The organism is Paenibacillus sp. FSL R10-2771 (assembly GCF_038000205.1).
GTDB classification, from domain to species: domain Bacteria; phylum Bacillota; class Bacilli; order Paenibacillales; family Paenibacillaceae; genus Paenibacillus_AQ; species Paenibacillus_AQ phytohabitans.
In genome coordinates this window covers 6,758,446-6,785,228 of record NZ_JBBOBM010000001.1, presented here as the reverse complement: position 1 = coordinate 6,785,228, position 26,783 = coordinate 6,758,446, and the positions used below count along the sequence as shown (strand labels likewise).

General features: G+C 49.1%; 29 protein-coding genes. 19 read left to right on the top strand and 10 right to left on the bottom strand.

Annotated features, from left to right (window positions below; all coding sequences use genetic code 11):
* Nucleotides 1–335: 335 nt before the first annotated feature.
* Both NSU14_RS29265 and NSU14_RS29260 read right to left on the bottom strand, forming a co-directional pair.
* Complete coding sequence (locus tag NSU14_RS29265) at nucleotides 336–1,301, bottom strand: diacylglycerol/lipid kinase family protein (RefSeq protein WP_340948155.1); 966 nt, start codon at nucleotides 1,299–1,301, stop codon at nucleotides 336–338.
* A gap of 86 nt (nucleotides 1,302–1,387) precedes the next feature.
* On the bottom strand, nucleotides 1,388–1,726 hold the full coding sequence (locus NSU14_RS29260) for a DUF4870 domain-containing protein (protein ID WP_336102511.1): 339 nt from the start codon (nucleotides 1,724–1,726) through the stop codon (nucleotides 1,388–1,390).
* Nucleotides 1,727–2,353: 627 nt separating this feature from the next.
* Between NSU14_RS29260 and NSU14_RS29255 the strand changes: the two genes are divergently transcribed.
* From NSU14_RS29255 to NSU14_RS29225, 7 genes are all read left to right on the top strand, one after another.
* Nucleotides 2,354–2,542 carry a hypothetical protein gene (locus tag NSU14_RS29255; RefSeq protein WP_019913840.1) on the top strand — a complete coding sequence of 63 codons (189 nt, stop codon included), beginning with the start codon at nucleotides 2,354–2,356 and terminating at the stop codon, nucleotides 2,540–2,542.
* 407 nt (nucleotides 2,543–2,949) lie between these two features.
* Complete coding sequence (coxB, locus tag NSU14_RS29250) at nucleotides 2,950–3,999, top strand: cytochrome c oxidase subunit II (RefSeq protein WP_042133221.1); 1,050 nt, start codon at nucleotides 2,950–2,952, stop codon at nucleotides 3,997–3,999.
* Between the two features lie 137 nt (nucleotides 4,000–4,136).
* Nucleotides 4,137–5,975: a cytochrome c oxidase subunit I gene (gene ctaD, locus NSU14_RS29245; RefSeq protein ID WP_042140700.1), complete on the top strand. Its 1,839-nt coding sequence runs from the start codon at nucleotides 4,137–4,139 to the stop codon at nucleotides 5,973–5,975.
* A gap of 6 nt (nucleotides 5,976–5,981) precedes the next feature.
* Entirely contained in the window at nucleotides 5,982–6,608 is a 627-nt protein-coding gene (locus NSU14_RS29240) for a cytochrome (ubi)quinol oxidase subunit III (RefSeq protein ID WP_340948154.1), read from the top strand.
* Between the two features lie 4 nt (nucleotides 6,609–6,612).
* Entirely contained in the window at nucleotides 6,613–6,936 is a 324-nt protein-coding gene (locus NSU14_RS29235; protein ID WP_039306707.1) for a cytochrome C oxidase subunit IV family protein, read from the top strand.
* Between the two features lie 28 nt (nucleotides 6,937–6,964).
* Complete coding sequence (ctaG, locus tag NSU14_RS29230; protein ID WP_340949016.1) at nucleotides 6,965–7,891, top strand: cytochrome c oxidase assembly factor CtaG; 927 nt, start codon at nucleotides 6,965–6,967, stop codon at nucleotides 7,889–7,891.
* An 18-nt stretch (nucleotides 7,892–7,909) separates the two neighbouring features.
* The gene (locus NSU14_RS29225; RefSeq protein ID WP_042133229.1) at nucleotides 7,910–8,374 is read left to right on the top strand and encodes a DUF420 domain-containing protein; all 465 of its coding nucleotides are present in this window, start codon (nucleotides 7,910–7,912) and stop codon (nucleotides 8,372–8,374) included.
* A 96-nt stretch (nucleotides 8,375–8,470) separates the two neighbouring features.
* Here NSU14_RS29225 and NSU14_RS29220 read toward each other — a convergent pair whose 3' ends face one another.
* A complete protein-coding gene (locus NSU14_RS29220; RefSeq protein WP_144026148.1) occupies nucleotides 8,471–9,262 on the bottom strand; it encodes an MBL fold metallo-hydrolase in 792 nt (263 codons plus the stop codon).
* Between the two features lie 394 nt (nucleotides 9,263–9,656).
* On the opposite strand from NSU14_RS29220, the gene NSU14_RS29215 reads away from it, so the two are divergent.
* From NSU14_RS29215 to NSU14_RS29190, 6 genes are all read left to right on the top strand, one after another.
* Complete coding sequence (locus NSU14_RS29215) at nucleotides 9,657–10,385, top strand: hypothetical protein (RefSeq protein WP_042133233.1); 729 nt, start codon at nucleotides 9,657–9,659, stop codon at nucleotides 10,383–10,385.
* 54 nt (nucleotides 10,386–10,439) lie between these two features.
* Nucleotides 10,440–10,835: a GntR family transcriptional regulator gene (locus NSU14_RS29210; protein WP_039306744.1), complete on the top strand. Its 396-nt coding sequence runs from the start codon at nucleotides 10,440–10,442 to the stop codon at nucleotides 10,833–10,835.
* 14 nt (nucleotides 10,836–10,849) lie between these two features.
* Nucleotides 10,850–11,779 carry an ATP-binding cassette domain-containing protein gene (locus tag NSU14_RS29205; protein WP_042140701.1) on the top strand — a complete coding sequence of 310 codons (930 nt, stop codon included), beginning with the start codon at nucleotides 10,850–10,852 and terminating at the stop codon, nucleotides 11,777–11,779.
* A gap of 3 nt (nucleotides 11,780–11,782) precedes the next feature.
* Nucleotides 11,783–12,685: an ABC transporter ATP-binding protein gene (locus NSU14_RS29200; RefSeq protein WP_039306699.1), complete on the top strand. Its 903-nt coding sequence runs from the start codon at nucleotides 11,783–11,785 to the stop codon at nucleotides 12,683–12,685.
* Nucleotides 12,678–13,967 (top strand): ABC transporter permease, encoded by a 1,290-nt coding sequence (locus NSU14_RS29195; RefSeq protein ID WP_340948148.1) that lies wholly within the window; start codon nucleotides 12,678–12,680, stop codon nucleotides 13,965–13,967. The genes NSU14_RS29200 and NSU14_RS29195 overlap by 8 nt, the downstream gene beginning before the upstream one ends.
* A gap of 286 nt (nucleotides 13,968–14,253) precedes the next feature.
* A complete protein-coding gene (locus NSU14_RS29190) occupies nucleotides 14,254–14,448 on the top strand; it encodes a hypothetical protein (RefSeq protein ID WP_340948147.1) in 195 nt (64 codons plus the stop codon).
* 82 nt (nucleotides 14,449–14,530) lie between these two features.
* On the opposite strand, the gene NSU14_RS29185 is transcribed toward NSU14_RS29190, so the two are convergent.
* The 7 genes from NSU14_RS29185 to NSU14_RS29155 form a co-directional block, all read right to left on the bottom strand.
* Nucleotides 14,531–14,887 (bottom strand): YxeA family protein, encoded by a 357-nt coding sequence (locus NSU14_RS29185; RefSeq protein ID WP_340948146.1) that lies wholly within the window; start codon nucleotides 14,885–14,887, stop codon nucleotides 14,531–14,533.
* Nucleotides 14,888–14,912: 25 nt separating this feature from the next.
* Complete coding sequence (locus tag NSU14_RS29180) at nucleotides 14,913–16,844, bottom strand: FtsX-like permease family protein (RefSeq protein WP_042133241.1); 1,932 nt, start codon at nucleotides 16,842–16,844, stop codon at nucleotides 14,913–14,915.
* Nucleotides 16,831–17,616: an ABC transporter ATP-binding protein gene (locus NSU14_RS29175; protein WP_042133242.1), complete on the bottom strand. Its 786-nt coding sequence runs from the start codon at nucleotides 17,614–17,616 to the stop codon at nucleotides 16,831–16,833. The genes NSU14_RS29180 and NSU14_RS29175 overlap by 14 nt, the downstream gene beginning before the upstream one ends.
* 139 nt (nucleotides 17,617–17,755) lie before the next feature.
* Nucleotides 17,756–18,466, bottom strand: a complete 711-nt coding sequence (locus NSU14_RS29170; RefSeq protein ID WP_340948144.1) for a sensor histidine kinase — start codon at nucleotides 18,464–18,466, stop codon at nucleotides 17,756–17,758.
* A 350-nt stretch (nucleotides 18,467–18,816) separates the two neighbouring features.
* Nucleotides 18,817–19,500, bottom strand: coding sequence for a response regulator transcription factor (locus NSU14_RS29165; protein WP_042133247.1), 684 nt, complete (start codon nucleotides 19,498–19,500; stop codon nucleotides 18,817–18,819).
* Between the two features lie 107 nt (nucleotides 19,501–19,607).
* Complete coding sequence (locus tag NSU14_RS29160; protein ID WP_340948142.1) at nucleotides 19,608–21,485, bottom strand: ATP-binding protein; 1,878 nt, start codon at nucleotides 21,483–21,485, stop codon at nucleotides 19,608–19,610.
* Nucleotides 21,486–21,525: 40 nt separating this feature from the next.
* Nucleotides 21,526–22,239 (bottom strand): response regulator transcription factor, encoded by a 714-nt coding sequence (locus tag NSU14_RS29155; protein WP_076246179.1) that lies wholly within the window; start codon nucleotides 22,237–22,239, stop codon nucleotides 21,526–21,528.
* Nucleotides 22,240–22,429: 190 nt separating this feature from the next.
* Between NSU14_RS29155 and NSU14_RS29150 the strand changes: the two genes are divergently transcribed.
* The 6 genes from NSU14_RS29150 to NSU14_RS29125 all read left to right on the top strand — a co-directional run bounded on the left by NSU14_RS29150 (nucleotide 22,430) and on the right by NSU14_RS29125 (nucleotide 26,769).
* Nucleotides 22,430–23,794, top strand: coding sequence for an ABC transporter substrate-binding protein (locus tag NSU14_RS29150; RefSeq protein ID WP_340948141.1), 1,365 nt, complete (start codon nucleotides 22,430–22,432; stop codon nucleotides 23,792–23,794).
* On the top strand, nucleotides 23,754–24,212 hold the full coding sequence (locus tag NSU14_RS29145; RefSeq protein WP_179093576.1) for a hypothetical protein: 459 nt from the start codon (nucleotides 23,754–23,756) through the stop codon (nucleotides 24,210–24,212). Before NSU14_RS29150 ends, NSU14_RS29145 begins: the two co-directional genes overlap by 41 nt.
* An 8-nt stretch (nucleotides 24,213–24,220) precedes the next feature.
* Entirely contained in the window at nucleotides 24,221–24,523 is a 303-nt protein-coding gene (locus tag NSU14_RS29140; RefSeq protein ID WP_076246186.1) for a hypothetical protein, read from the top strand.
* Nucleotides 24,523–24,834, top strand: coding sequence for a hypothetical protein (locus NSU14_RS29135; RefSeq protein ID WP_340948140.1), 312 nt, complete (start codon nucleotides 24,523–24,525; stop codon nucleotides 24,832–24,834). The genes NSU14_RS29140 and NSU14_RS29135 overlap by 1 nt, the downstream gene beginning before the upstream one ends.
* A gap of 10 nt (nucleotides 24,835–24,844) precedes the next feature.
* On the top strand, nucleotides 24,845–25,312 hold the full coding sequence (locus NSU14_RS29130; protein WP_042133259.1) for a hypothetical protein: 468 nt from the start codon (nucleotides 24,845–24,847) through the stop codon (nucleotides 25,310–25,312).
* Between the two features lie 125 nt (nucleotides 25,313–25,437).
* A complete protein-coding gene (locus NSU14_RS29125; protein WP_052421646.1) occupies nucleotides 25,438–26,769 on the top strand; it encodes an ABC transporter substrate-binding protein in 1,332 nt (443 codons plus the stop codon).
* The last annotated feature ends 14 nt before the right edge of the window (nucleotides 26,770–26,783 follow it).

Sequence of the window (26,783 nt, the reverse complement as noted above, 5' to 3'; positions counted from 1 at the left end):
CTGGATTCAGGCGGGGGATAGGAATGTGCAATATACTACGCGGACTGAAATGCGCTTATTTGGGAAATTTGGCGTGTTTTTGCTGCCAGCGGACTCCAGTGCGCTTATTTGTTCATTTGGTGCATCAGATCAATCAATTTGTGGGGCATAGCGGAATCTCAGTCTGCAAGTCAACTAAAAACCCCTTGCCGGAGAGATTAAGGTCCTCTCAGTCCGCAAGGGGTACATAGTGGCTAGATCGCCGGAACGTCGTTGGTGGAAGCAGGCTCAACCGGCTGCCCGTGCTCGGCCAGCCGGCCGTGCCTCCCGCCGGCCACGCCACGGCTCCCACAGCCTCAGCGACACGCGCCCCGCCTAGCCGCTCGCGTGGCACGGCCCGGCCGCGCCCTGCGCGCCGGCCGCCGCCAGCGGCGAGAGCACGCGCAGCGCCCCGGCTCGCAGCGCACGGCCAGCGGCGCGGTGCCGAGGCCCTCGCCGTCGCCGATGGCATGGCGCGGCTGCGCGAAGTGGACGGCTACGCTGCGTCCGCGCAGCATGGTGACGTAGGGCAGCGCAACATGCTTGCCCTTCACCACCGTCGGGAACAGCCGCAGCAACTGCCCGCGGCTGATCCCGTGGACGACGCAGACGTCGAGCAGGCCGTCGCCTGACTCCGCCTGCGGGCAGATCAGCAGCCCGCCGCCGTAGCTGGGCAGGTTGCAGACCGAGACCAGCCACGCCCGGTCGAAGGTCTGCAACCTGCCGTCGCAGGTCACGCTGACCCGGCAGGACTTGAAGGTAATCAGCGTATGCAGAATGCCGATGATATAAGCCAGGCGGCCGGCGCCGATGGCATTGCACAGCCGTTTGTAGCGGCTGTTGTTCACATTGACGGCTACCTGGGCATCGAAGCCGCTGGCTACGGCGGTCAGGGTGAGCCCGTCCGCGCCCGAGAGCAGATCAGCTTCGAGGCAGCGGTCCTGCAGCGCGTTATCCAGCGCTGCCTCCGGAGTGAGCGGGATGCCGAAGCCCCGCGCGGTGTCGTTGCCGGAGCCGGCGGGGATTACGCCGAGCGGCACCCCTCTGCGCCGCAGTGCGCCCAGCACGCTGTGGATCGTGCCGTCGCCGCCGATAACGATGGCGGCGCGCCAGTCCTCGCGGCGGGCAAGGGCGTGCAGCACCTGATTCTCCGCACTGTCTGCGCTTTGCGTGAACAGTGCTTCATGCGCAATGGCGCGTGCCTTGAGCATGGCTTCAACGGTATGCCAAGTCCGCAGCCCTGCTCCGCCGCCCGAGCGGGAATTTATGATCAATAAATACATGGTTGTTCCCCCAGCCTGTAAAGATTCCTGTAAGTCCTGATTCCATTGTACGGAGAGGACAGGCAAAAGGGAATCTTTTTTACCGGTTACAGCTGCCGCAGCTGACTCTCGGCAATTGCTCCTGCCCAGGGCAGCTTATACCATCTTCCGCCCAGTGCGTGGTAGATCATCAGCAGCCATACGGCGAAGCCCAGCAGGGAGAGAAGGGCAGCCACGACAGAACCGAGAAAAGGGATGAAGCCACTCAGTACATGGGCTACCATCAGCGCCCCGAAGGCAATCAGGGATTGCAGCGAGTGGAACAGGACGAACCGGCTGCGCTTCTCCAGCGCGAGGAACACAATGGCACCAATGAACGGGAAGAAGTAACACAAGGCGGCGGCAATATTATCGGGCAATCCGGTGGAAGATCTGAAAGGGGACAAAGGGCTCACTCTCCTTGGTTTGAAGAAGAAAGGCACGGATAATCAACCTTCCTCCCTACAAGCCTATGAAGAATCACGTTAAAGTATGAACTGCACAGGGGATATGTCCAATATTTTCTGCAGCATTGGTTAGACTAATATCAGGTTCCCAAAGCTGGCGGAAGACATACTATATATTTTAGCCACAGGGGGCCGGACGCGTTGCTGAGGTCAGGTCAGGAGTAGCGGTTGTAGCGGAAAATGAGGAGCTTACTTAGCGTGGAAGCTAAAGAAGTATAAAAAATTTCCATTCGCATATTTTACAAGGAAAGGTGGAACTTGGACTGGAATATGATACAATATAACGATAAGGCCCGAAAGGAGTGATTCAGCAAGTGGCTCTTCGGGTAACTAAAGTGTCAAGGTGTCTTTACTCTGAGACATCCTTACTCTCAGCCCAAATCACGACGAACCTGCTTCACCGGCAAGGCGGATTTCCGGAATACCGGAAGGATGGTCAAGGCGGATAATGCAAGCCACGTATGTGTAATGGTTTCTTAACTTGCATTTCAAGGTTACGGCGGACTTTTCATCATGCATTCTCTACAACGGAGCATTCATTTTCAATGTTTTGGGAGGGAACTGATCATGGCAAGTAAAGGTCATAACGAAGTCAAGGAAAGTCTACGGGAAATGACACGCATTTTCCGGCCCAAAGATCCCAAGAAATTTGTGAAGGAGTACGTCCGGAAGTATCGGATCACGGGAGGCTATGAAGAAGAGCTGACCATGGTTGTGGAGCATGAACTGGTAAGAATGAATTCGTCCGTTTCTTAAACAACAGATAGAATTGTTCTGCTTCTGCTTCTGCTTTTTGATGACAACATTTTGCGCTATAACATCCATGAGGATTCTCATAAACCGTGCCCGGGCAGCCTGCTGCCGCTGGAATCGGTTTTTTTTGTCTGCCCGGTTTACCGGATACAGGTCCCTATAATTAGTCAAATGAATTAATAGACACAAATACATATGAATACGCTTTAAAAGTAGTTTAACAGTTTTCTCCTTATTTTGAAAGCGCTTTTAAAATCAGTAAGGGCAAGCGTTTTTCTTTTTCAAAATGATTATGTGAAATTGTTGTGAACGATTGACAAAACAGTGGGGCGAACTTATATTAATAGTGATTGTTATAATTGACAGGAAAATACTCTAATCTACGAATTCGGGAAAAGCGGGGTAGATCAATGATGAAAACGTGGCAGGCTGGAAAGCGGCTTCTTCCCATGACCGCAGCGCTTGGACTCATTCTTGCCGGATGCGGGCGGGAAGACTTGTCGGTACTCAGACCGCAGGGACCCGCAGCGGAAAGCTCGTTTGCACTTATGAAGCTGTCGATCTCAATCATGATCGTGGTGCTTTTGGTCGTCTTCTCCATTGCGGCTTATGTATGGATCCGTTTCCGCCGGAAACCGGATCAGAACGAGATTCCCAAGCAGGTGGAAGGCAGCTTCAGGCTCGAAGTGCTGTGGACGGTCATCCCGCTTATTCTCGTAGTTGTGCTGGCGGTTCCTACAGTGAAGGCGGTGTTCGCTGCCGGCAATGATCATTCGGATGATAAGGATGCCATTAAGGTCAAAGTGACCGGCCATCAATACTGGTGGGAGTTTGAATATACGGATTACGGGGTGACAACAGCACAGGATCTGGTGATTCCCGCCGGCAAGGATATCGCTTTTGAGCTAAGCACCAAGGATGTCCTGCACTCCTTCTGGGTACCTTCGCTCTCCGGCAAAATGGACACCAACCCCGACGGAACGGTCAACCGCTTCAGCTTCAGTGCGCCGAATGAAGGCGTTTACCGCGGCAAATGTGCGGAGCTGTGCGGGCCTTCCCACGGCTTCATGGAGTTTAAGGTAAAGTCAGTCAGTAGTACGGCCTTTGAGGAGTGGTTAGCTTCGATGAAGGCTCCTGATTCCGTGTTGCCGGATGATCCGGCGCTCGCGGAGACCTTCAAATCCCAGTGCCTGACCTGCCATGCGACTGGAAGTATGCAGGATCTTTCCCAGGCTCCCAATCTGACCGGAATCGGCTCCCGCGAATCGGTGGCCGGCATTCTGCTTAATGACGACACTCGCGTGGACGGGGCACCGGTAGAAGAGAATCTGAAGACGTGGCTGCATGATCCCCAGAGCGTGAAGCCGGGCAACAAGATGCCGGATCCCAAGGACCTGGGCTTAAGCGATGAAGAAATTGACGGAATTGCCGAGTTTCTGGCCGGTTACACGCTGGACTGAAGCCGGATAGCCTATAGCCCGAAGCGGAAGCAGCATATTTGAAAAAGGGGGTACGTACCTTGGCCGAAGCAGCGCAATCCTTGCATCCCTCCCAGCCCTTGAAGCATGGCCACAGCGTTAAACGGCATACCGGGCTAATGGACTGGATCACCACCGTCGATCATAAGAAGATCGCGATTCTCTACCTGTGGGCTGGAGGCATCTTCTTCGGCATCGGCGGACTGGAAGCGATTCTGATCCGTATTCAGCTGATCAAGCCGATGAATACCTTTCTGGATGCCCAGACCTTCAATGAACTGATTACCATGCATGGCACGACGATGATCTTTCTTGGCGTGATGCCTGTCATCTTCGCACTGATGAATGCAGTCATACCGCTGCAGATTGGTGCACGTGACGTAGCCTTTCCTTTTCTCAATGCGCTCGGATTCTGGACCTTCCTGTTCGGCGGAATTCTGCTCAACCTCAGCTGGGTAATGGGCGGTGCGCCTGATGCGGGCTGGACCGCATATACCCCGCTCTCCAGCACGGGCTACAGCCCCACGCACGGGGTGGACTTTTATACCATCGGACTGCAGATTGCAGGCCTTGGCACACTGATTGGCGGCATTAACTTCCTGGCCACCATCATCACGATGCGCGCACCGGGGATGTCCTTCATGCGGATGCCGATGTTCGCCTGGACCACTTTTATTACTTCAGCCATTATTCTATTCGCTTTCCCTGCTATTACTGTTGGCCTTGTCCTGCTTACTTTCGACCGGATACTGGAAGCCAACTTCTTCAATGTTGCCGGAGGCGGCAATCCGGTGCTGTGGCAGCATATCTTCTGGATCTTCGGCCATCCCGAAGTATACATTCTGATTCTTCCGGCCTTCGGCGTCATCTCTGAGGTTATTCCGACCTTCTCGCGCAAGCGGCTGTTCGGGTATAGCTCCATGGTGTTCGCAACGATTCTGATCGCCTTCCTGGGCTTCATGGTCTGGGCGCATCATATGTTCACCACCGGCCTCGGTCCGGTAGCGAATGCGTTGTTCTCAGTCTCCACCATGCTGATCGCCGTTCCGACCGGGATCAAGATCTTCAACTGGCTGTTCACCATGTGGGGCGGACAGGTACGCTTCACCACCCCTAATCTGTTCGCAGCCGGCTTCATCCCAACCTTCACCATGGGCGGGGTAACGGGGGTCATGCTGGCCTCTGCGCCTGCGGACTTCCAGTTCCACGATACTTACTTCGTAGTGGCGCATTTCCACTATGTTATTGTCGGCGGTCTGGTGCTCGGGCTGTTTGCCGGACTGCATTACTGGTGGCCGAAGATGTTCGGGCGGATGCTCAGTGAGACGTTAGGCAAGTGGACCTTCTGGACGTTCATTATCGGCTTCCACCTGACGTTCTTCGTGCAGCATTTCCTGGGACTGATGGGCATGCAGCGCCGTGTATTCACCTATTTGCCGAATCAGCAGTTTGATCTGCTTAACCTGGTCAGCACTATTGGTGCGATGCTGATGGGGGTCGGCATGCTGATCTTCCTCACGAATATCTTCCTGACCTCGAGACGGCCGGCTGATGCAGCCGACGATCCGTGGGAAGACGGACGGACACTCGAATGGACGATCCCTTCACCGCCGCCGGAATATAACTTCAAGCAGACGCCGCTGGTGCGGGGCCTGGATGCCTTCTGGAAGGAAAAAATGGCCGGACACAAGGGGATGACCCCGTCCGAACCGGTGGGCTCGATTCATATGCCTTCAGCAACGATCCTGCCGTTCCTGATGTCGGTCGGTATTTTCATAGCGGGACTGGGCTTCATGTTCAGCCGTGATGAGTTCAGCAGCAGTATAATGAGCTTTCTGTTCAATAACTATATCGTTACGGCACTGGGACTGCTCATTACCTTCGGTTCCATGCTGATGCGGTCGCTGTTCGATGATCCGGGCTGGCATATTGAACCCGAAGAGCTGGAAGGAAGGTGAGCGGATATGACTACAGCACATGCTGAAGCAGTGAATGGGACTCTCCCGCATGAACCGGAAAAAGCAACACTCGAAGGTCGCAACAAGGTGCTGGCCTTCTGGCTGTTCCTTGGAGGGGAAGCAGTGCTTTTCGGCACCCTCTTCGCAACCTTCCTGGCGCTGCGCAATCAGACCAATGAAGGCCCGTCTGCGAATGAGCTGTTTCATCTTCCGCTGGTCGCGGCGGCGACCTTTCTCCTGCTGGTCAGCAGTCTGACCAGTGTCTTCGCAATCCAGGCGATGCACCGGGGCCGCGTCACTATGCTGCGGAACTGGCTGCTGGTCACGGTACTGCTCGGACTTTGCTTCCTGGTCCTGGAAATTTACGAATTCAGCGTATACATCAGGCATGAGGAATTCGGAATGACCACCAGTGCATTCAGCTCGGCTTTTTATACCCTGGTCGGCTTTCACGGTGCCCATGTGGCCTTCGGTATTCTGTGGATATCAGTACTGATCGGCCAGTTAATGCATAAGGGGCTGACGGTGGTAACCGCACCGAAGATCTATGTGTCGGCGATGTACTGGCATTTCATTGATGTGGTGTGGGTCTTTATCTTCACGGTAGTATACCTCCTCGGAAAGGTGGGATGAAGCCATGGCGACGAAGCAGCATTCTCCGGACTCTCCGGTGAAGCACCGGCACCGCCCGGAAGGACCGCAGCGGCATATTGTAGTCTTTGTCTTCTCCATTGTCCTGACGCTGATCGCCTTTGCCGCAGTGGCCGCCGGAGGGGTGAATGCCACCTTTGCCGTTATTCTGCTGCTGGTGATGGCTGTGCTGCAGGTGATCCTGCAGATGGGCTTCTGGATGCATCTGAAGGACAAAGGGCATATGATGCCGATTATCTTCATGCTGGGCGGATTTTTTATCGCGGGTACTTGCATTATAATGTCGCTCTACTGGGTATGGTGGGATTAATACTGTACGGGGGGGAGGGCTTGCCATGATGCCGGGATTACAATACTTCAGCTTTACTGAACTGTGGAGTCCGCTGTTTCTGGCCCTGATGCTCCTGCTGACTGCCGGATATTTTGTGCTGATCGGTCCGCTGGCCTCCCGGTTTGAGGGCAGTACTGCAGTCCCCTTCTGGCGGAGGGGGCTGTTCTTATGTGGAATGCTGGCCCTCTATCTGGCGCAGGGGGGGCCTGTCAGTCTGCTGGGGCATATCCTTTTTTCGTTCCATATGGTCAGTATGGCCTTGTCTTATCTTGTTGCAGTCCCGCTGATTATGCTGGGGATTCCTGACTGGTGCTGGCGTGCGCTGCTCCGGGTGAATCCGCTGCGCGGCCTTGCTTTTCTGGCTAAGCCCATCGTTGCCGCACTGCTCTTCAACGGATTATTCTCGCTCTACCATATCCCGGCGATTCATGATTATGTCATGCTGCATTTCGCGGTTCACCGCCTGTATTACGCCGTATTATTCCTGACTTCAGGGCTCATGTGGTGGAATCTGATTAATCCCCTGCCGGAATACCGGGCGCTGGGCGGCCTCGGTCAGGTGGGGTTCATCTTTCTGAACATGGTCCTGCTGACACCGGCCTGCGGGCTGATTATTTTTGCCGGTTCTCCCCTGTATGCTACGTATAGTGACCCCAATACCTGGGCGATGGCCATGGGCTACTGTGTACCGCAGAGTCCGGCTGCTTTGCTGCAGGCTTTTGGCGGTCCCGGCTTCTTCGGATCTCTGTCCCCCAAGGTAGATCAGCAGGTCGGCGGCATCGTGATGAAGTTCATTCAGGAATTTATTTTTGCCTCGATGCTTGCTTATGTGTTCTATCATTGGTATAAAAAAGAGAACGGACAAGAGGACACGGAGTTGTCCGCGCCTGCCTCTGAACTTGCGGAGGAGGGTCTGAACTATAAGGGCTGGTAAGTGCCGAGGGGGATAATCATGGATATTTTCACATTGTTTCCAACGATCAGTACATCGTTCATCGTCATTAGCGCGGTGCTGGTGGCTATCGGCTGGAGACAAATCATTCAGGGCAAACGCGAAGCGCACAAGAAAACAATGATTGCAGCTGCTGTGGCGGCAATTCTCTTTTTCCTGGTGTACTCGTCAAGAACGATATTCGTGGGGAATACGACCTGGGGCGGACCGGATGATCTGTCGACGCTGTACCATGTCTTCCTGATCTTCCACATTGTGCTGGCTACCGTAGCTGCTGTATTCGGCATCACTACGCTGACGCTGGGCTTCAAGGCCAAGTATGCCAAACACCGCAAGTGGGGAAGAGTGACGGCTATGATCTGGTTTGTCACCGCTATTACGGGTGTTGCCGTTTATGTGCTGCTGTACATCTTCTATCCGGGCGGACATACGCTGCCGGTCTGGAAAGTCATTATGGGCGGTTAGCTGTAATTGAAGACAAGCCTGTACATCTGCTGTTCCGCTTATGCGGGGCGGGTGTATAGGCTTTTTGTTTGTGGTGCAGGAGTGGGGAGCGGGGGCTCAGAACTGCACGCTGAACCCCTTAAACCTATGTATCCCCGTTCCAAAATGATCCAGCTCCTGTTCCTGCAGATATTGGGCCGCCCGCCCGGCTTCCCGGAGAATCTCCGGATCGAGCCCCAGTGTATTATGCGAGCCGTACACTTTGCGGATGCCGTTAATTTGTGCAATCCTTGCCAGTGAACGCACCAGGCCGGCAGGACTTGTCGAAGGATAGAACGCATAGACTGGCGTTGTGTCGTAGAGCAGATCACCGGTGAACAGGAATCCCCGGCTGTCGTCCCCGAAGCATAAATGGCCCGGTGAGTGCCCGGGAGTATGATACACGGTTATTATCCGTCCTCCGCCCAGATCAAACAGATCTCCATCCCTGAGCAGCCCCGCCGGTTCCCCCTGATAAGGAGTATAGGCCGCCGGATCGAATCCCTCCGGAACCTTGCGCGTAATGTCCCTGCCGATATCCCGCCGGATCTGCTCCAGAGTCAAACCCTGAATACCGTGGACCAGCCAGTCCCGGTCACCTTCATGTACATAGATCCGTTCGAATTGCCCATGGCTGCCGATATGGTCGGTATGCACATGAGTGGTAAGCACATCAACCGGGAGATTCGTCAGTTGGCCGGTTATGCTGCGGATATTGCCGATGCCTAGCCCCGTATCAATCAGCGCCGCCCGGTCTTCCCCGATTAGCAGGAAGGAATGTACCTGCTCCCAATGCCCGTATTCGCTGATGGCGAAGGTGGTTTCATCTATAGACTCTACAGTAAACCAAGGATCATCCAATCTATGCAGATCCAACTATACGCACCTCCAATATATAAACATCCAATACATTAACCACAATGCTCCAATTCCCCTATCGGATTTGAATTCCACACCATGCCTTGTGCGATATTTCCCGGTGATCCGTTAATTATGCTGAGTTCTTACTGATCCGCAGGAAGCAGGTGCATGTGCGGCAGCGGGCCCATATTATTCCATAATAGCACAGTGAACCGGGAAGGCGTGTTTCCGGGCTCTATAATAATGCGCCCAATTACTTTTGTTGAAAACCCTTGACACTGGAAAATACAGGTCATATACTGTGTATATAGATATATACAGTAAGCACAGAGAGAAGCACACTGAACTGTGTGAATCTGCTGCCGACTGCCGATGATGAAATCACAAAGCGAGGTTAACGGTTATGACAACATTAAAGAATGCATGGTTCATCGTGCGCAGCGATTTCCGCGGTGACAGGCTGAAGCTGCTGTGGGCACTGCTGTTCGCCGTCGTATTCATGGGGTATATGGCCGCACTGGCCGGAATGGTATTGGATGATGCGATGGACCGGGGCGAGGGGAGGCTGCTGAGCGATGTTTTGCTGGTCACTATTATTTCTATGCTGGGCATTACCTTCTCCCGGAGAAATATGAAGTATTTGGCGGAGGATACCTATACCCGAATGCTGGCTTATATGCGGTCCCTGCCGGTACCTGCTGAGGTCATTCTCTGCAAAAGAAAACTGAATACGCTGTTTGCCTTTATCCTGAACAGCACACTGTACTTTGGTTTAATCTATACGATCGGCGCCAATATACGCAGCGAACTGCCGGTCACCGCGTATCTCGCATTTGCCCTTACCTGGATTGGATGCGGTCTGGTTATTGCCGGAATATACATTTTTATCGAGTTCTCGTTCAGCGGCAAAGCATATTTCCTGATTATGATCATCGTCATATTTCTGTCCATGGGTATTGCTGGACTGGTCTATCTGGCCGGAGGGAATCTGCTGATTGCAAGTGTGGCTGTCTCCAAGGAGTGGGGGCTGTTGTCTCCTCTGATGTGGGGTTCGCTGCTGCTCGGCATTGTATCGGTGCAGCTGTTCTCCAGGTGGACGATTCACCGGCTGAAGAGCCGTGATCTCGTATGAAACGGGGCAAAGTGTTAGTCCGGCATGCCGGAGCGTGGAAGGCAGGTGCGTATCATGTGGATACCCATACAAATTAATGAGAACAGTGCAGAGCCGCTGTATCATCAGATCGAAACCCAGCTGAAATCGCTGATTATCTCTGGCACGATCACGGAGGGCACCCTGCTTCCTTCCATCCGTGAATTTGCGGGTGACCTGAAGTGCAGTGTGATCACCGTCCGGCGGGTCTATCAGGATCTGGAGAATGAAGGGCTGCTGCGCACAAGACAGGGAACGGGCACCTTCGTCTCCCATGTAGGAGACGGAACCATGGCAGGCTATAAGCAGGACGCCATCCGCAAAGCGCTGGAGAGTGCAGTGGATGTGGGGCTGTCCGTACATTGCAGTGAAGATGAGCTGACACAGCTGTTCAAGGAAATTGTGCAGGACAAATACGGGAAACAGAAATGAAGGACGGGGATCTCATGGTACAGCAAGCCATAGAACTACGGAATGTGTGCAAGAAGCGGAGGGGCAAGACGGTAGGGCCGCTGAATGTTAATCTGCCGCAGGGATACATTACTGCGCTGGTGGGCCAGAACGGCTCCGGCAAAAGCACGCTGCTGCACATGCTGCTGCAGCTGACTTTTCCAGAGGAAGGCGAGATCCGCTGGTTTGAGGAAGCCTACCGTGACGGGCTGCCACTGCAGCTCCGCCAGACTATCGCTTATGTACCGGAGATCTCGCAGAATGAAGAGAATCTCTGGACAGCCAGCGAGGCTGCCGGATTCCGCCGACACTGGTATCCTGCCTGGGACCAAGGCTATTACGAGGAGCTGCTCCTGAAGCTGGAGGTGCCGGAGAATGCCAGGCTGGGCAAGATGTCCAAGGGTGAACGCCGCAAATTCGAGATTGCCGCGGCCCTGGCTGCGAAGCCCCGGCTGCTGCTGCTGGATGAGCCGTCTTCCGGCCTTGACCCTTTTGCCTGGAAGATTATGATTGAGACTCTCCAGCGGTATATGGATGAGCATGAGGCTACCATCGTGATCTCGACCCACATTGTGGAAGAGGTACGGCGGCTGGCGGATTACATTGTCCTGATGCATCAGGGGCAGCTGCTAGGAATGGCCGAGAAGGACAGCTTGTTCGGCTCCTGGAGTGAAATATGGGTTCAGGCAGAAGGCGGACAGGCGCTGGAGGAACTGGCAGCAGAGCTGCCGCAGGCGCTGGAGCTTAAGCTGGAGACGCCGGGAGTGGCTTCATTTTTGACCCAGCAAATCTATCAATATGAGAAACGCATTCATGATTTGGGCGTAAAGGTTATCAAGAGCCGCAGCCTGGAGCTTGATGAAATCCTAAGCTTATGGAGCCGGGGACATCGTCCGGTTCTGATTGACCAGAAGAGAGGGGAATAAGGAATGGAAGCTTTGCATTTGGAACAGGTAGTGAAGCAGTACGGGGATAAGACAGCAGTCAATGGAATCAGTCTGAAGGTAGAACAAGGCGAAATTTACGGTCTGCTGGGTGCAAACGGCGCCGGCAAAACGACGACTATGCGCATGGTGCTGGGTCTGATCTATCCAGATGAAGGCCGGATTCTTTATAACGGCAAGCCGTATAGTACGGAGCTTCAGCATCTGATGGGTTATCTTCCAGAGGAGCGGGGGCTCTACCCGAAGGTCAAAGTAAGCGATCAGATTATCTATCTGGCCCGGCTTCGCGGCATGCCGGCAAGTGAGGCAGATAAGAGCCTGCGTTACTGGCTGGACCGGTTCGACGTTCCGGAATACTACAATAAGAAGATTGAAGAATTGTCCAAGGGCAATCAGCAGAAGATGGGCTTCGTTGCTGCCGTTGTCCATAAGCCGAAGATTCTGATTCTGGATGAAGCCTTCAGCGGCCTCGATCCGGTGAATGTGGAGCTGCTGAAGGATACAGTCAGAGAGATGCGGGATCAGGGCACGAGTATCCTTTTCTCCACCCACCGGATGGAGCATGTGGAGGAGTTATGCCGCAATATTACGATTCTCGACCGCTCGAACACCGTAGTTCAGGGGGATATCCGTGAGATCAAGAAGGGGTATCCGCGGGAAGCAGTCGTCCTGCGTACAGCGGGGGAAGTGAACGGGCTTGCGGAGATTGCCGGAGTTACTGCAGTGGAGCGCCAGGAACGCGGATATCTGCTGTCCATCAGCGAGATTGGCGCAGCGCAGCGCATTCTGCAGCTGGCCATGGCCCAGGGCGAGGTAGAGCATTTCGAGATTAAGGAACCGACGCTAAACCAAATCTTTATCAGAGCGGTGGGTGAATCGAATGAATAAGATGGGGAGCATTATCAACTTCACATTCAAGAACAAGGTAAGAACCAAGTCCTTCATGATTACAACATTAATTCTGGTGCTCCTGCTGAGTATCGGGATGAATATTCCTTATCTGATCAAGGTGTTTAAGGGAGAAGACGGTGCTAAGGAAGCTACGCAAATCGGAGTGGTTGCCGAGCAGGGCTCCCGGCCTGCCGAACTGCTTCTGGCGTATACACCACCGGCTGATACGGATGCTCAAGTCGAATTCACAGCTTATACCTCCGCAGATGATGCTGCGCTGAAGCAAGGGCTGGAGGACGAGAAGATTGAGGGTTATCTCACCTTTGCTTCAGAGGGCAGTGAGGGGGTACCTCCGGTAACGTATCACAGTAAAGACGGGGATATCAGCGACAAAGTGCAGAGTTATCTTCAAACTGCTTTGCAGCAGGTGAATACCGGACTTATTGTCGGCGATAAGCTGACGGAGAGCCAGGTAGCAGCGATATTCGCTCCAGTTTCAATTGGTACAGAGCAGCTGAATGCTGATGCAGCAGCCTCGGGTTCAGAAGAAGGGGATGCCAAGCCGGTCATTAACTATGTTGTTGTCTACGTCCTGCTGATGCTATTCTTCATGTCGGTGATGATGACCGGCAACATGATCGCCGCTGAGATTACCTCGGAGAAAAGCTCGCGTATCATGGAGATTCTGATCACCAGCGCATCACCATTAACACAGATGTTCGGCAAGGTCATCGGGATCTTCCTCGTCGGCCTGCTGCAGATCGCGATTATATCTGCCAGCATTGCTGTCAACCTGATGCTGCCGCACAATTCCGGCATCCTATCTGATTTCAACCTGGATCTGGGACAGCTGAATGCCAGCATTCTGGTGTATGGATTTATCCTGTATATCCTGGGTTACTTCCTGTACGCTCTGATGTATGCAGCTGTCGGTTCGATTGTCAGCCGGACAGAGGATCTGGGACAGGCGGTTATGCCTGTGATGATGGTGGGCTTCGTCAGCTTCTACCTGCCGCTGTTCAGCATCTCGAACCCGGATACCCTGCTGGTTAAGGTAGCGAGCTTCGTTCCATTCACCTCTTCACTCAGCTTGCTGCTGCGGATCGGCGTTGGCCATGTGGCCTTCTGGGAGATCATGGTCTCGCTGGCAATCCTGCTGGCAACAACCTTCGTCTTCGGCTGGCTCGCCGCCAAGATCTACCGCACCGGCGTCCTGATGTACGGCAAGCGTCCTAGCATCAAGGAGATTAGAAAAGCGATGAAGGCTTATAAGATCTAAGGAGTGGGAGTTAATGTGTGAGCCATTATAGTCCGGGCTGTTTATCATAATAAACCGGGCAGATTCGCCGCACATGTTTGAGACAAATCGAACCCTTGATTTAAAGAAAACGTAGATAAATCAAGGGTTTTCCATTTTAAATGTAGTCTTATGTAAAACCCGTTGTTGCGAGGGAAGACATCAGGCGATACAAAGAAGGCGAGCATTTATAAATCGGACATATCGTTACTTTTCATGTTTTTTAGAGCTAAAGGTGAAGAGTTGAATTTACTAGGGAGTGGGTAGAGTGGATAAAAAACAACAACAAACTGTAGCAATGCTGTTCTTGGCTTCTTCCACATCGATTGGCGCTAGCCAAATCATTCAGTCAAACGGTAGCAACCTAATGGATTTCACGCAAGGGATGTTAGCAGGGATTGGAATTGCGGGGATGATGCTGGCCATCGTAACCGCTGGAAGATATAATAAGCGTAGTCAATAGTACGGACTTTTAACAGGTGGAAAAAAGCTCATCCGATGTTGGCTGGGCTTTTTTAGTGTGTATATGTTCAGGCATCATGTGTTCAATGGGAACGTAACTGGTTTAAGACTTTCTCCGGAATCACTTTCTCCTCGACTATAATCCAGTCTTTCGTATAGGCTCCCTTAGCAAGCACCCTGACATAGCTTTCCGCTTTCTGTTCTTTGGTTGAAGAGAAAGTGATCTTTTTCTTCTCTCCTTCACTTGTGTAACCTGTCAGATTGTATCTGTAGCGAATCCATTCATTTTTACCTTCCTTTCCGGCTGGTTTATTGATTTCTGCGTATACATATTGTTCCTTATACAATGGGTTGAACTGATCCAACTCCCGTTTGAATGTAAAATACAGGACCGAGCACACAACCAGTGCGATCGAAATGAAAATCACAGTTTTTTTCATGCTTAATTACCTCCAGCAGTAGTTGTTATAACATAGCGTTTTTAACGACTTTTTTGTAATACCCAAGTGTGAAGAAAGCGAACATGAAGTAAATGGCGGCATAAGCTCCCATCGCAATCATCGCAGGGATCGTATCGTCGGCAAGAGTTATGAAGTAACTCGCCCTGACTGCATAGATTGAATGTAATATTCCAATGAACAGCGGAAGCAGGAACACCAGCATCTGCTTCCTCAAGATGCCTTTCATGATCATCTTTTCATCAAAACCAAGCTGACGCAATGTTCTAAAACTTTGTTTCTCCTGTTCGGCTTCACTCATCTGTTTGAAGTACAGAATGCTGCCGGTAGAAGCAAGAAAAGCAAGTCCCAGAAAGGCGGCTATAAAAATTAATAATCCAGATTGTTGAAGCAGACTTGTGTAACGGGAATAAAAGTCGGCCGAATAAAAGTCATCCGTTTTATATTTCTGGTAGAGAGAGGAAGCCAGCGCAAGCTCCTTATTATCCGGGACTTGGAATGTATCTATCTGAACCCGCTCAAAACTGTCTGTACCGGACATTCTCCGCTCAACTTCTTCCAAGGTTTCTTCAGACACTAGCATTTGTCTGCCTGATATTCCGGCATTCACGATGTTTTCCAAGAATATTTCATTCAAGGGATAACTCTTGGTCTGTTTGTCTGAGCGCAGTTCAATCATGGTTGGATAACGTTTGGAGAGATCAATGTCATCATATAAGCTCAGCGCAGAAGCGTTATATTCTACTGCCTCGCCATAATCAGGTACAGAGATATCTCTGCCTGATTGTTGCAGCTGTTCAGCCGGAAGCCATAATAACATGCCTTCTCTATACCCGGATTCAGTCAACGGATCCAGGATAATACCGTTAGACCGGAATGTATCGATGGTTTGGTGTTTGTGATGAACACCGCCGCTCTCGAGCTCGGCTGTAAATGCAGCTGCATCCCGCTGGTTATTCTCAATTGCAAAATCATAAGGATATTCATTGCGGGTGACTTGTTCTACAGAGTAATATAAAGAATACGCGATGGTAACAAGTGTAAGGGTTAAAGCTGAGAGCACAGTAATTAAAGTGAGCGAATTGGCATTGGCTTTCATACGGTGCATCAGCGGAGCAAGCGAAAGGCTGTTGTAAAAGCCCAGGTGTCCTTTTTTACGCTTGCGGAACCAGTAAAGACACCATCTGATCGTCACCCGGAATAAGATATAGGTTCCTGTTATTGTAGATGCCATTACCAACAGCGCATTAACAGCTAGTTGCTCATCTATCATACGTCCCGATAATTCATAGCCATAGCCGATCATTATAACACCAAATATAGCTAATATAGCCGTAAGAATAGAGGGCCGCTTGCTGACAAGATCAGGCTGCTTATCTGCCTGGAATAAGCCGAGCAGGGTTCTGCGGCTGATCATAAATATCATCTGAATGGAAGTAATAAAGATGATAAGAATAAACACTAATGCCGTTTCTAAGGCTGCCGGTACAGAAAAATCTATTGAAGGCAGGCCGTCCAAGTTAAGCAGTTTCATTAAAATCAGGACAAACAGACGGGACACCAGCGCTCCGGAGATGATCCCTGCTAGTAAAGCACCTAAACCCAGCAAGATATTCTCAATGATTAAATAACGGATAATCCAACCTTTGGAAAGGCCTATGAGCTGGTATAATCCAAATTCCCGGCTGCGTCTGCGTAAGAAAATGCTGTTAGAGGAAACTGCGAAAATTCCTATGATTACCACAAGCAGGACTGCAGCGGACTGAAAGGCTGTCGTGATATTAACACTTGAATCCAGCATGTTCTGTACCTGCTGATCATACTTGAGTGATGCAAAGACGAAGAACAGGCTCATACTGAAAATCAGGGCGAAAAAATACAGATAGTAATGCTTAACATTTTGCCGCATACTGCGGAGTGCCAGATCAAATACCGTCAATATTATCTCCCCCTAATACAGCCTGCACATCAATGATTTCCTTGAAGAACGACTGTCTGGATTTCTCCCCCCGGTACAATTCGGAATAAATTTTTCCGTCTTTCAGAAAGACCACGCGGTTACAATAGCTGGATGCGACCGGGTCGTGCGTGACCATGATAATCGTGACCTCTCTTGTCCGGTTAACCTCATCCATTACGGACAACAGCGATGATGCGGACTTAGAATCCAAGGCACCCGTCGGCTCGTCTGCAAAGATGATGGAAGGCTGATGGATCAAAGCCCGTCCGGCCGCAGTGCGCTGTTTTTGTCCTCCTGATATTTCGAAGGGGTATTTCTCCGACAATTCCCGAATGCCCAGTACATCTGCAATCGCTGTAAACTCTCTTTCAGCGTGTTTTTTACTTAGCTTGTTAAGCGATACCGGCAGAAGGATATTTTCCTTTACCGTCAACGTATCAAGCAGATTGTAATCCTGGAAGATGAAGCCAAGCTTGTTACGGCGGAATGCGGAAAGGGAGGCGTTGTTCATGGCGGATATATCTTCATTATCGATTAATATCGTACCGTCAGTGGTCCGGTCAATCGTCGCAAGTACGTTTAGCAGGGTGGTCTTACCGGAACCGGAGGGACCCATGATGCCGACGAATTCTTTATGAAGAACGCGTAAATCAATGCCTTTCAGAACATGTTGCGTACTGCCTCTTGAGCCATATGCTTTGTGAACATTCCGGGCGTGTAATACTGTATCTTGTTCATTCATTTCATTCATAGTGAACCTCCCAAATTCGATTATAGGTTAAGCTTACGCGTATATATCCCGGGTGTCGCACGTTTCTGGTGACGAGTTGAAGCGGTAGGTGACAAATTCGTCAGGTTAACACAAAAACAGCCCAGATGACCTTGGCTGTTCATAATGGGATATTGTCTGCTTGTCCTCTTCTAACGGTCTCGAATGCATTAGAATCTGTAAAAGTAATCCGCATTGTCGTACCTTGCGGCTGGATGGAATGGACTTGAAGCGTAATCCCAATTTTGGCTGCAACGGTGTGGGCAAGATAGAGGCCGAGGCCTGTAGAAGCATTATGAATCCTTCCATTCCCGCCGGTAAATCCTTTGTCAAATATACGCGGAAGGTCATGAGGCTGAATACCCGGACCCTCGTCTATTAAATCCAGAAAGACATTCTCTTGTTCCGTAACATTTGTCCTGAACGTGAGTGACGTGCCTGTAGGACTGTATTTGATGGCATTGGTCAATAACTGCCTAATGATAAAACGGCACCATTTACGGTCTGTAACGACGGTGGCATCATTGCCTTCAATACTGACTGCCAGGTTTTTCTCCATACACCAGGCAGCCAGTTCCCGGACTTCTTCTGCCGCAAGACGTTGTACCGACACCTGTTCAAGAACATAGTCCGATTCCAGGGCAGGAAGGCGTGTCATATATAGCTGACGGTCTACAAGCAGGTGAATCCGCAGCCATTCTGTTTCCATTTTGCGGATATCCGGATCACTTTGGCGTGTGGCCATAATCAGTTTCATAGCGGTAAGAGGAGTCTTGATTTCATGAATCCAGGAGGCAATAAAATCATTCTCAACCAGTTGGGCTTCCTTCATCCCAGAAAGCTTCCGTTTGAAATGGGAAGAAGCCTCTCTTAATACATGGCCCGTGATCCTATCCAATTCATTGTCAGGTTCGGGAAGACTCTCAATCCAGTCAGCGGGCATGACTTCCTGCAGTTTGGCAACCGCTGCCAGATACCTGGTTTCTTTCCTGTACCGCCAAATGAAAAATACAACAAACAGAATAATATACAACGAATTTAAGTATATGAAAGAGGTGGGTCCAACACTTACTCCCTGATCGAGTAATATTAGCAGGTCAGTAACACCCAGCAAACTGATAAAAAGCAGGATCCAGCTTTTTCTGGCAATAACGTAACGGACTAACATATCAACTTTTCCTCCTATAAAGTCACTGCCATATAACCCATTCCTTTCTTTGTCACAATAGCGTCTGAAAGCCCAAGCGGTTCTAACTTCTGCCGCAAGCGGGTGATATTGGCTGTAAGTGTATTATCATTTACGAACTGCTCATCTTCCCATAGCTTACGAATCAGGTCATGACGTGAAATGACAGAGTTGTTGAACTTCACCAGCGCAATCAGTAAGAAAAATTCGTTTTTGGTCAAGTCTACTTCCTCGGCTGATTTTCGGATAACCCCCCGCTTTAAATCAATCAAGGCACCGTTCCATTCGAGTGTATCTGCCTGGGTTTCACCATAAGCGTACGTCCGTCGAAGAATCGCTTGAATTTTGGCATACAGCACATCCGTATGAAAAGGTTTCTGGACAAAATCATCCGCACCCATATTAAGCGCCATAACCATATCTAACGGGTGATCGCGGGAAGATAAGAAAATGATGGGGATTTCGGATACAGAGCGAATTTCCCTGCACCAATGAAAACCGTCAAATTTAGGCAGCGTGATATCCATGATTACAAGATGAGGCTGCTGATCAAGAAACGAACGCATAACCTCATCAAAATCATCCGGTTTCGTAACCCGGAACGCCCAAGCTTCCAGTCCGGTTTGCAGCGCTTCGAATAATGCCGTATCATCTTCAACTATAAATATATTAAATTCCATAGAATGAACTTTTCTCCCTTTTGTAATGTATTTAGTTCATAGTACTCTAAATGAATAAAATGGAGTTTGTGCTGCATTTAGGGGTGATATGGAGGCTTCATCTAGGTTTAATTCAACAACGGTGAACTTTGACCATTGGCTTTTCGTATATAATTTTTTTTAACAGGAATTTCGAAGCTCCAGTTTCCGGCGAGTGTAAGCTGCTGAGCAGTGTCATCCGAGAGAATTAACTCTTTTACGCTGACTTTCAACATGAACTTGTCTGGAGGTGTGGTTCCGTTAAAAGAATAATTGATGGTGCCGTTTTTGGCCAACGTTACACCTGGATCTGTGGCGATGCCGGGCACTGCCTGTATCGTTGAAGGGTCCAATTTAAAAGTCGGCTTGACTGATTGTTTCGCCCATTGTGACTGCGATATCTCGTTAAAATTTTTGATTGAGTATTGGAGAATTAGGTTCTGGCTGTCGTACATATAACGATGAATGAGAAGTGTATAGCCTTGGTCTGATTTACCGCCTATAGAAGTCATCATGTCATTTTCGCTTGCTGTCATCAGCGCTGGATCGCTATTTGCATCCAGCTTTACCATGAGCGGGGAGGTAAATGAATTCTTAACGCTGAATAGTACCACTGCACAAATGAGCAGCACGATCATCGATACTGCAGGTACCCTGGATTGGAATAAGCCCCGTTTCCGGGGGGATATTCTTTGTTTCGGCGTCAGGCCCCGCTTGGGAATCACGGTCGGTACCCGTTTAATTTCATTATGAACTTCTTCCGGAACAGCCGCTTGCGCCTGATGGATGCCGGAATCCGGGAGCCGTGTCTCAAATATAGTTGCCTTCTTGCTACTGTGTACAGTGATACTCCCTCCGTGTACATCGATAATGCTTTTTGCGATGGCCAGTCCGAGACCTGTGCCTCCGGTCTGCTTCGACCTGGAGCGCTCCACCCGGTAAAAGCGGTCAAAAATAAAAGGCAAATCCCGTTCCGGAATGGGGTCTCCATAGTTTTGGATCCGCACGACCAGTACATCTCCATCCTTAGCAATATCGATATCTATATATCTGCCCGCCTTCCCGTATTGTATGGCATTGGAGATAATATTCTCGTACGCCCGTACCAGCAGCCCTCCGTCTGCTTGGATCTTGAATTCTCCTTCATGCATGTTCAACCTGATTTCCATGCCTACGTTCTCCGTAACCGGTACGAATTCCTCTTCCAGCTGACGGATCAGCCCGGCGATATCGAGCTCGCTCAGTTCCAGAGGCATGCCGTTGTTAATACGCGTATATTCGAACAGCTCGTCGATCAGGCGCCGAAGCGACAAGGATTTCTCATACGCGATGTTGATGTAATAGCGCATCTCTAGTTCATCCTGATACCGATCCTCCTCAATCACTTCGAGAAAACCGAGAATCGAGGTCAGTGGAGTGCGCAGGTCATGCGATACACCGGTAATTAAGTCATTTTTGGTCTTTTCCGCTTTGCGCTCCTCCGCTATCGAATGCTTCAACTGCGTACTCATTTGGTTGATGCTATGCGCGACTTCGCCCAGTTGGTTACCGGCAATTTCCGGAATCTGATGGTCGAACTGCCCATTGGAAATCTCCTTCAAACCGCGCGTAATTTCCGCCAGATATTGATCCCATTCGCTGCTGAGTTGATTCATACTCTCCGCTGCAACGCTTAACTCATCCTTGCCCTTGACCGTTATTACACGCCCGAACCGACCTGCCGATAACTCCTGCAGCCCTGCGTTGATTTCGCGCAAATCCTGAACCAAACGGAAGCTGGCCAGGAAGAAAGTGACGGGAAAGAGAATGATACCAGTGATGATCATCACGCGAACGGATCCGGCATGCTCAATGCTCCAATTGATCGGAGCAGCCACGTATTCGATTTTTTGCAGTTCCCCGGCCATGAAAAAACCAAAAGAAATAACTGCGCCTGTTAGGGCCAGGCTTCCAATCATGATCAGCATTAATCTCCAACGAATTGTATACAGCCACTGTAGTTGTATCCTACTCACCCCTTGCTTTTAGAACGCCTTCGATTTTGTATCCAATCCCCCACACGGTTTTGATTATCCGCGGTTCGCGCGGATTAGCTTCTATCTTCTCACGAAGCTTTCGGATATGAACCATAACACTATTCTTCGACTCCATAAAAGGCTCGTTCCAGACCTCCTCGTAGATGCGGTCCATGCTCAGCACCGTCCCTCGATTGACTGCCAGCATGTGAAGGAGCGCGAATTCACGGGGAGTCAGCTTGATCTCCTGCTGATCGACCGTTACCGTATGGGATGCTTCATTAATAACGACGTTTTCGATACGTATTTCGTTTGCGTTAGCCGCAGTGGAGTTAAATTGGTTCATCCTCCGAAGCTGTGACTTGATGCGTGCAATCAGCTCAAGCGGGTTGAACGGTTTGGTTACGTAGTCGTCGGCGCCGATACTGAGGCCTGATATTTTATCGATATCTTGACTTTTAGCCGAGAGCATGATGATGGGAATAGGATTCGTTTCCCGTATTTTCATACAAGCCTGCAACCCGTCCATCTCGGGCATCATTAGATCCAGTACAATCAAATCGACTTGCTCCGACTGCAGAATCTCCAGTGCCTCCAGTCCATTCGACGCCTGCAGGAGCTTGTATCCTTCGTTATTGAAATAAATATTCATCAATTGGATAATTTCCGTTTCGTCATCCACCATCAAAATCGTGCTTTCCGCCATAGATCCTCCCTTAGTTCTCTTATTTTTCTTAGATAGAGAGTAGAACAATAATTATAAGCGATATTTCTAATGCAATGAATAACGCTAGCCATATTTAAGGAAATGATAAGGATTTCGGTAGCTGGCTGATAAGCTTTCTCTTCTATACTTGGGTCAATACAAGTGAATAACCGTTTGAAATAACAAATGAGTGGAGGTTTTATTTTTGATACACAATTTATTGCAGAAGGTCATGCTGGCTAGTCTCAGTGTGATGCTATTCGGTACTTCAGCAGCCTCTGCAAATTCGGACAGCCAGTCAAATACCAAAGATACCTTAAAAGTATTGTACTGGAACGCAGACGATTTCAATAGGACGTATGGGAATCTGTTCAGTAAGAAGTACCCGGATACAGACATCCAAGTAGTTACACCTACAGGTTCGAGTGCGATTACGGATTACAACGGAGCTATCCAAAAGTATTCACCAGATCTTGTATTGCTGCCCCCATACCAGTACAAAGAAATGTCTAAAGATAAAAAGCTGACAGATTTAGAACCGTTAATTAAACGGGATCAGTATAACATGACAACAGTATACCCAGGCTTGCTTGCCGAATTAAAGGAACAAGGCGGCGGTAAACTTTACGGGTTAAGCCCAAAAACGGAGTCGTATGCTCTTTTGTATAATGCTGATTTATTTAAAAAGCACAAGGTTAAAGCACCAAGTGACGGAATGACGTGGGAAGAAATATTGAAGCTTGCTAAGAAATTCCCTACTAAAGGGGATAAGAATACCCGAATTTGGGGCCTAAGCGCCTCCGGATCCAGCAATTTGGTAATGGATATTGCAAAAACGGAAGGATTAATATATATCGATCCAAATACTCTTAAGGCTACTGCGAATACAGCTGCGTGGAAAAATGCCTATCGTATAGCGAGCGAGGCCACGAAGTCGGGGGTGCTTGACGAAAGGATCACTCTGCCGGGTAAAAGTTATTTGGAGAGCAGCCCGTTCATTATGGGACGATCCGCTATGATAGTAGCCTCTATCAGTCAGCTGCAGTCCTTGCAAAAAGCAAAAAATAATGTAAAGAATTATAAACCGTTTACGCTTGGTATGGCTGCCGGCCCTTCGGATTCTAAGGACCGGAAGTCAACAGGAGACGTACGTATTACTGAAATATTCGCGATTCCGGCAGGTGCATCGAATGTGGATGCCGCTTGGGATTACATCAAATATTTCAATGGGGATGACTACGCTAACGAATACTATAAACCCAATACCACTGGTAATAATATAGGTGCTCCTCTGTCCCGCATGGTTAAGGAGTACTCTGGTTACAAGCTGGATGCGTACTATAAATTAAAACCTAATTTGGATTCAGCTAGTACAAGTTATGCTCTCATGAACAAGTCAGCAAATTTTGAATTAAATTTCCGGTCAGTTCTATTTAAAGAACTGGCACAGGTAGTAAACGGGAAGAAAACATTGGACAAAGCAACTGCTGCTATTCAATCAAGCACTCAAGCTGATGCTGATAAACTGGCAAAGGCTCAAAAGACAAAGAGATAGAGATAAAGAATCATGGAGATATGAAAAGGATATTTTTATAAGCCTTTTGGGTGTCAAAGAATGCACGGTATCTGAGGGGGGCTCCTGCGGAAAGCAAGTGCCCCTCTATGTTGTTTGGACTGTAATGTTGTTCTTAGAAGAACGAAGCGGGGGTGGAATCTTGAAGTATAAGGTTGCTATGTATATGAAAAAAGTACTTATATTTATTAGTGTAGCGGCACTTGTTCTTGGTTCCACTGCTTGTAATTTGCCGAAGGAACAGACACCAGACTCGGACAATCTGGCGGAGTTGGAAAAGGGTGTTCTGAAGACAACAGCTTTTGAAAAGGAAGTAGATTATTTAAGACAAAAGGGTCTTGAGCTTCCTGATTTGCCACCTGATAGCTGGAAGGTGAAGCGGCATCGGATCAGCGACTGACTAGGCTGATGGCAGCTGAAATGTTAGTATCGGCTTATGAAGCTATATTTGGAGAAATACAAACGGTTCCAGCCTCCAAGCCAAAGGATACGGAAGATATCAATGCATGGAAATCGAGCGGATTTTTCTTCTGGTCGGAGTCTGGGAACTTTGAGCCTGGAAAAACCGGCAACTGGGATGATTGGTCTTTTATGCCGGCGATTGTTTATGACGCTACTCTTCGGTCAGATATGAAGCTGCAAGAGTCTAAGGCACCGTATGGTTCGGTTGTAGCTGCACTGGCCGCCCTGATGTGGTTGCCGAGAATGTAATGCTGCAGTATGGCTTGGAGTTCACTGATGCTTTTGATACTACAGTTGATTTGGATAAGATGTTAGATCATTTGGATAAAGGGAATATCTTATATGTCATGTTTAGGGAACTGGACATTCCAGAGGGACACTCGTCTATGATCAAGGGCTACTGGAAGTTAGGAAACCATGTCCAGTTCATCGTCTCTGACCCGAATTACAACATGATGGGGCCTTTTGGCTATCTGGAATATTTAAAGGATGCCGAGACCATGTTGCTTGATATGGAAAGGCATCTACCGAGGTATTATATAATACCTCCGGGAGAATAGGAGGAAATGAATGATGAAGAAAATTATATTCGCATGCGTCATCTGTGCTTTCTTCCTTGTGGGATGTAGCAGCAATAATGAGGCGAACCCAGATAAAATAAGTCCCGATGAGAATCTGCAACATACGTTGGAGCAATACATGCGGGCCATCGCTAATAAAGATGCTGAAACTTTGGTCGAGTTATACGGCGGCAGCTACCAGGGGCTCATGAATTTATCTCCTGAAACAGATCCTGACGATGAGCAAGAATTATTCAATCAGTATCTGGAGCTGATTCCTGACATCTCCCTTAAAGAGATTGTTGATCAGACCGAGGTAAGCAAGGATGAATGTAAATTCGTGATTACGTTAAAGCATGAAGACGGAACCTTGTTCCAGACACAGGAGTTCGACACAATCACTGATAAGTTCACCTACACAGTTAAAAGAGTTGACGGTAGATTAAAGGTAATGGAAGTCCCTCCATATCAACCCTAAGGTTGATATGGAGGCTTTAAGGAAATGATAAGGATTTCGGTAGCTGGCTGATAAGTTTTCTCTTATATACTTAGCTCAGTACAAACAGATAATCGTTTTAACAATAAAGGAGTGGAGGTATTATTTTGAAGAGAACTATTTTAAAAAAGTCAGTAATCGTTAGTTTGAGCTTTATGCTATTGGCTATTTCAGCAGGCTTTAGCCAAGACCCAAAAGCTTCTGCTAATTCAAACACCCAGGTTAACACGAAACAAACTCTAAAGGTGCTGTACGAAGACAAATATTATTTCGATGAGAACTTGTTCAAAGCGCAATTTCCCGATACTCAGATTCAGGAAGTGAAATGGGATGGGAAATCAGACTTAAAAGCTTTTATCGCCAAGCAATCGCCAGATGTTGTCATGTTGAACACCCTTGAATATAAGCAGATGTCCAAGGAGAACCAGTTAGCAGAACTGGGACAGTTAATCAAGAGTGACAACTATAACACTGCAACCCTATATCCTGGATTGTTGGACGCACTCAAAGTGAATGGAAAGCTCTACGGGCTAAGTCCGCGCTTCAACACAGAATCCCTTTTTTACAATGTAGACTTATTCAAAAAATATAATGTCCCCTTACCGAAGGACGGAATGACTTGGGAAGAAATACTGAAACTATCCGCGAAATTCCCAACTAAAGGAAATAAGGACACCCGTATCTGGGGACTTCACTATCCGCTTGATAATTACACCTATTTGATCAATGATATAGCAACTTCTGAAGGGTTAACCCGTTATAATCCTGATACACTTAAAGTAACTATGAATACAGCCGCTTGGAAAAGGGTATTCAGTATGGCTATCACTGCGATAAAATCCAATACCATAGAAGGCTCAAATAAAAGTGGATATGATGTGGACCCTTTCCTTATGGGAAGAGCGGCTATGACAGTAAGTACGACTAGTATGAATACTTTAAAGGGGGTAACTGCAAATAAATCTGCTATAGCAAAGTACAAACCGTTTACCGTTAAAATTGCTGCGGGTCCTGCCGATCCTAAGAACCGGAACATGACACGAAACATTCATCTTGATTCAATCTTTGCGATTCCGGCTAGTTCATCTAATAAAGATCTTGCTTGGGATTTCGTCAAATTCTATAACGGAGCGGATTTTGCTAAATTTAAGTCCGAGATGCTTTCAGATTATTCCCTGTCACGGATGGATTATAGTAAAGAATACAAAGGATTTAGTATGGAGGCCTTCTATAAATTAAAACCAAACCTGGAAACACCACCATATGTTAATCCAATAGGAGTTCCATTTAACAATGCACAGTATTCACTTATCCTGCAGAGTGAAGTTAAACAGGTAATAAGCAACAAAAAGACACTAGACAAAGCGCTGGCTTCCATTCAAACACAGGTTCAAAAGAGCCTTGATGAGGCTGTGAAAAAGCAAAAAGCGAAGAAATAACCCAGGCCCCATTC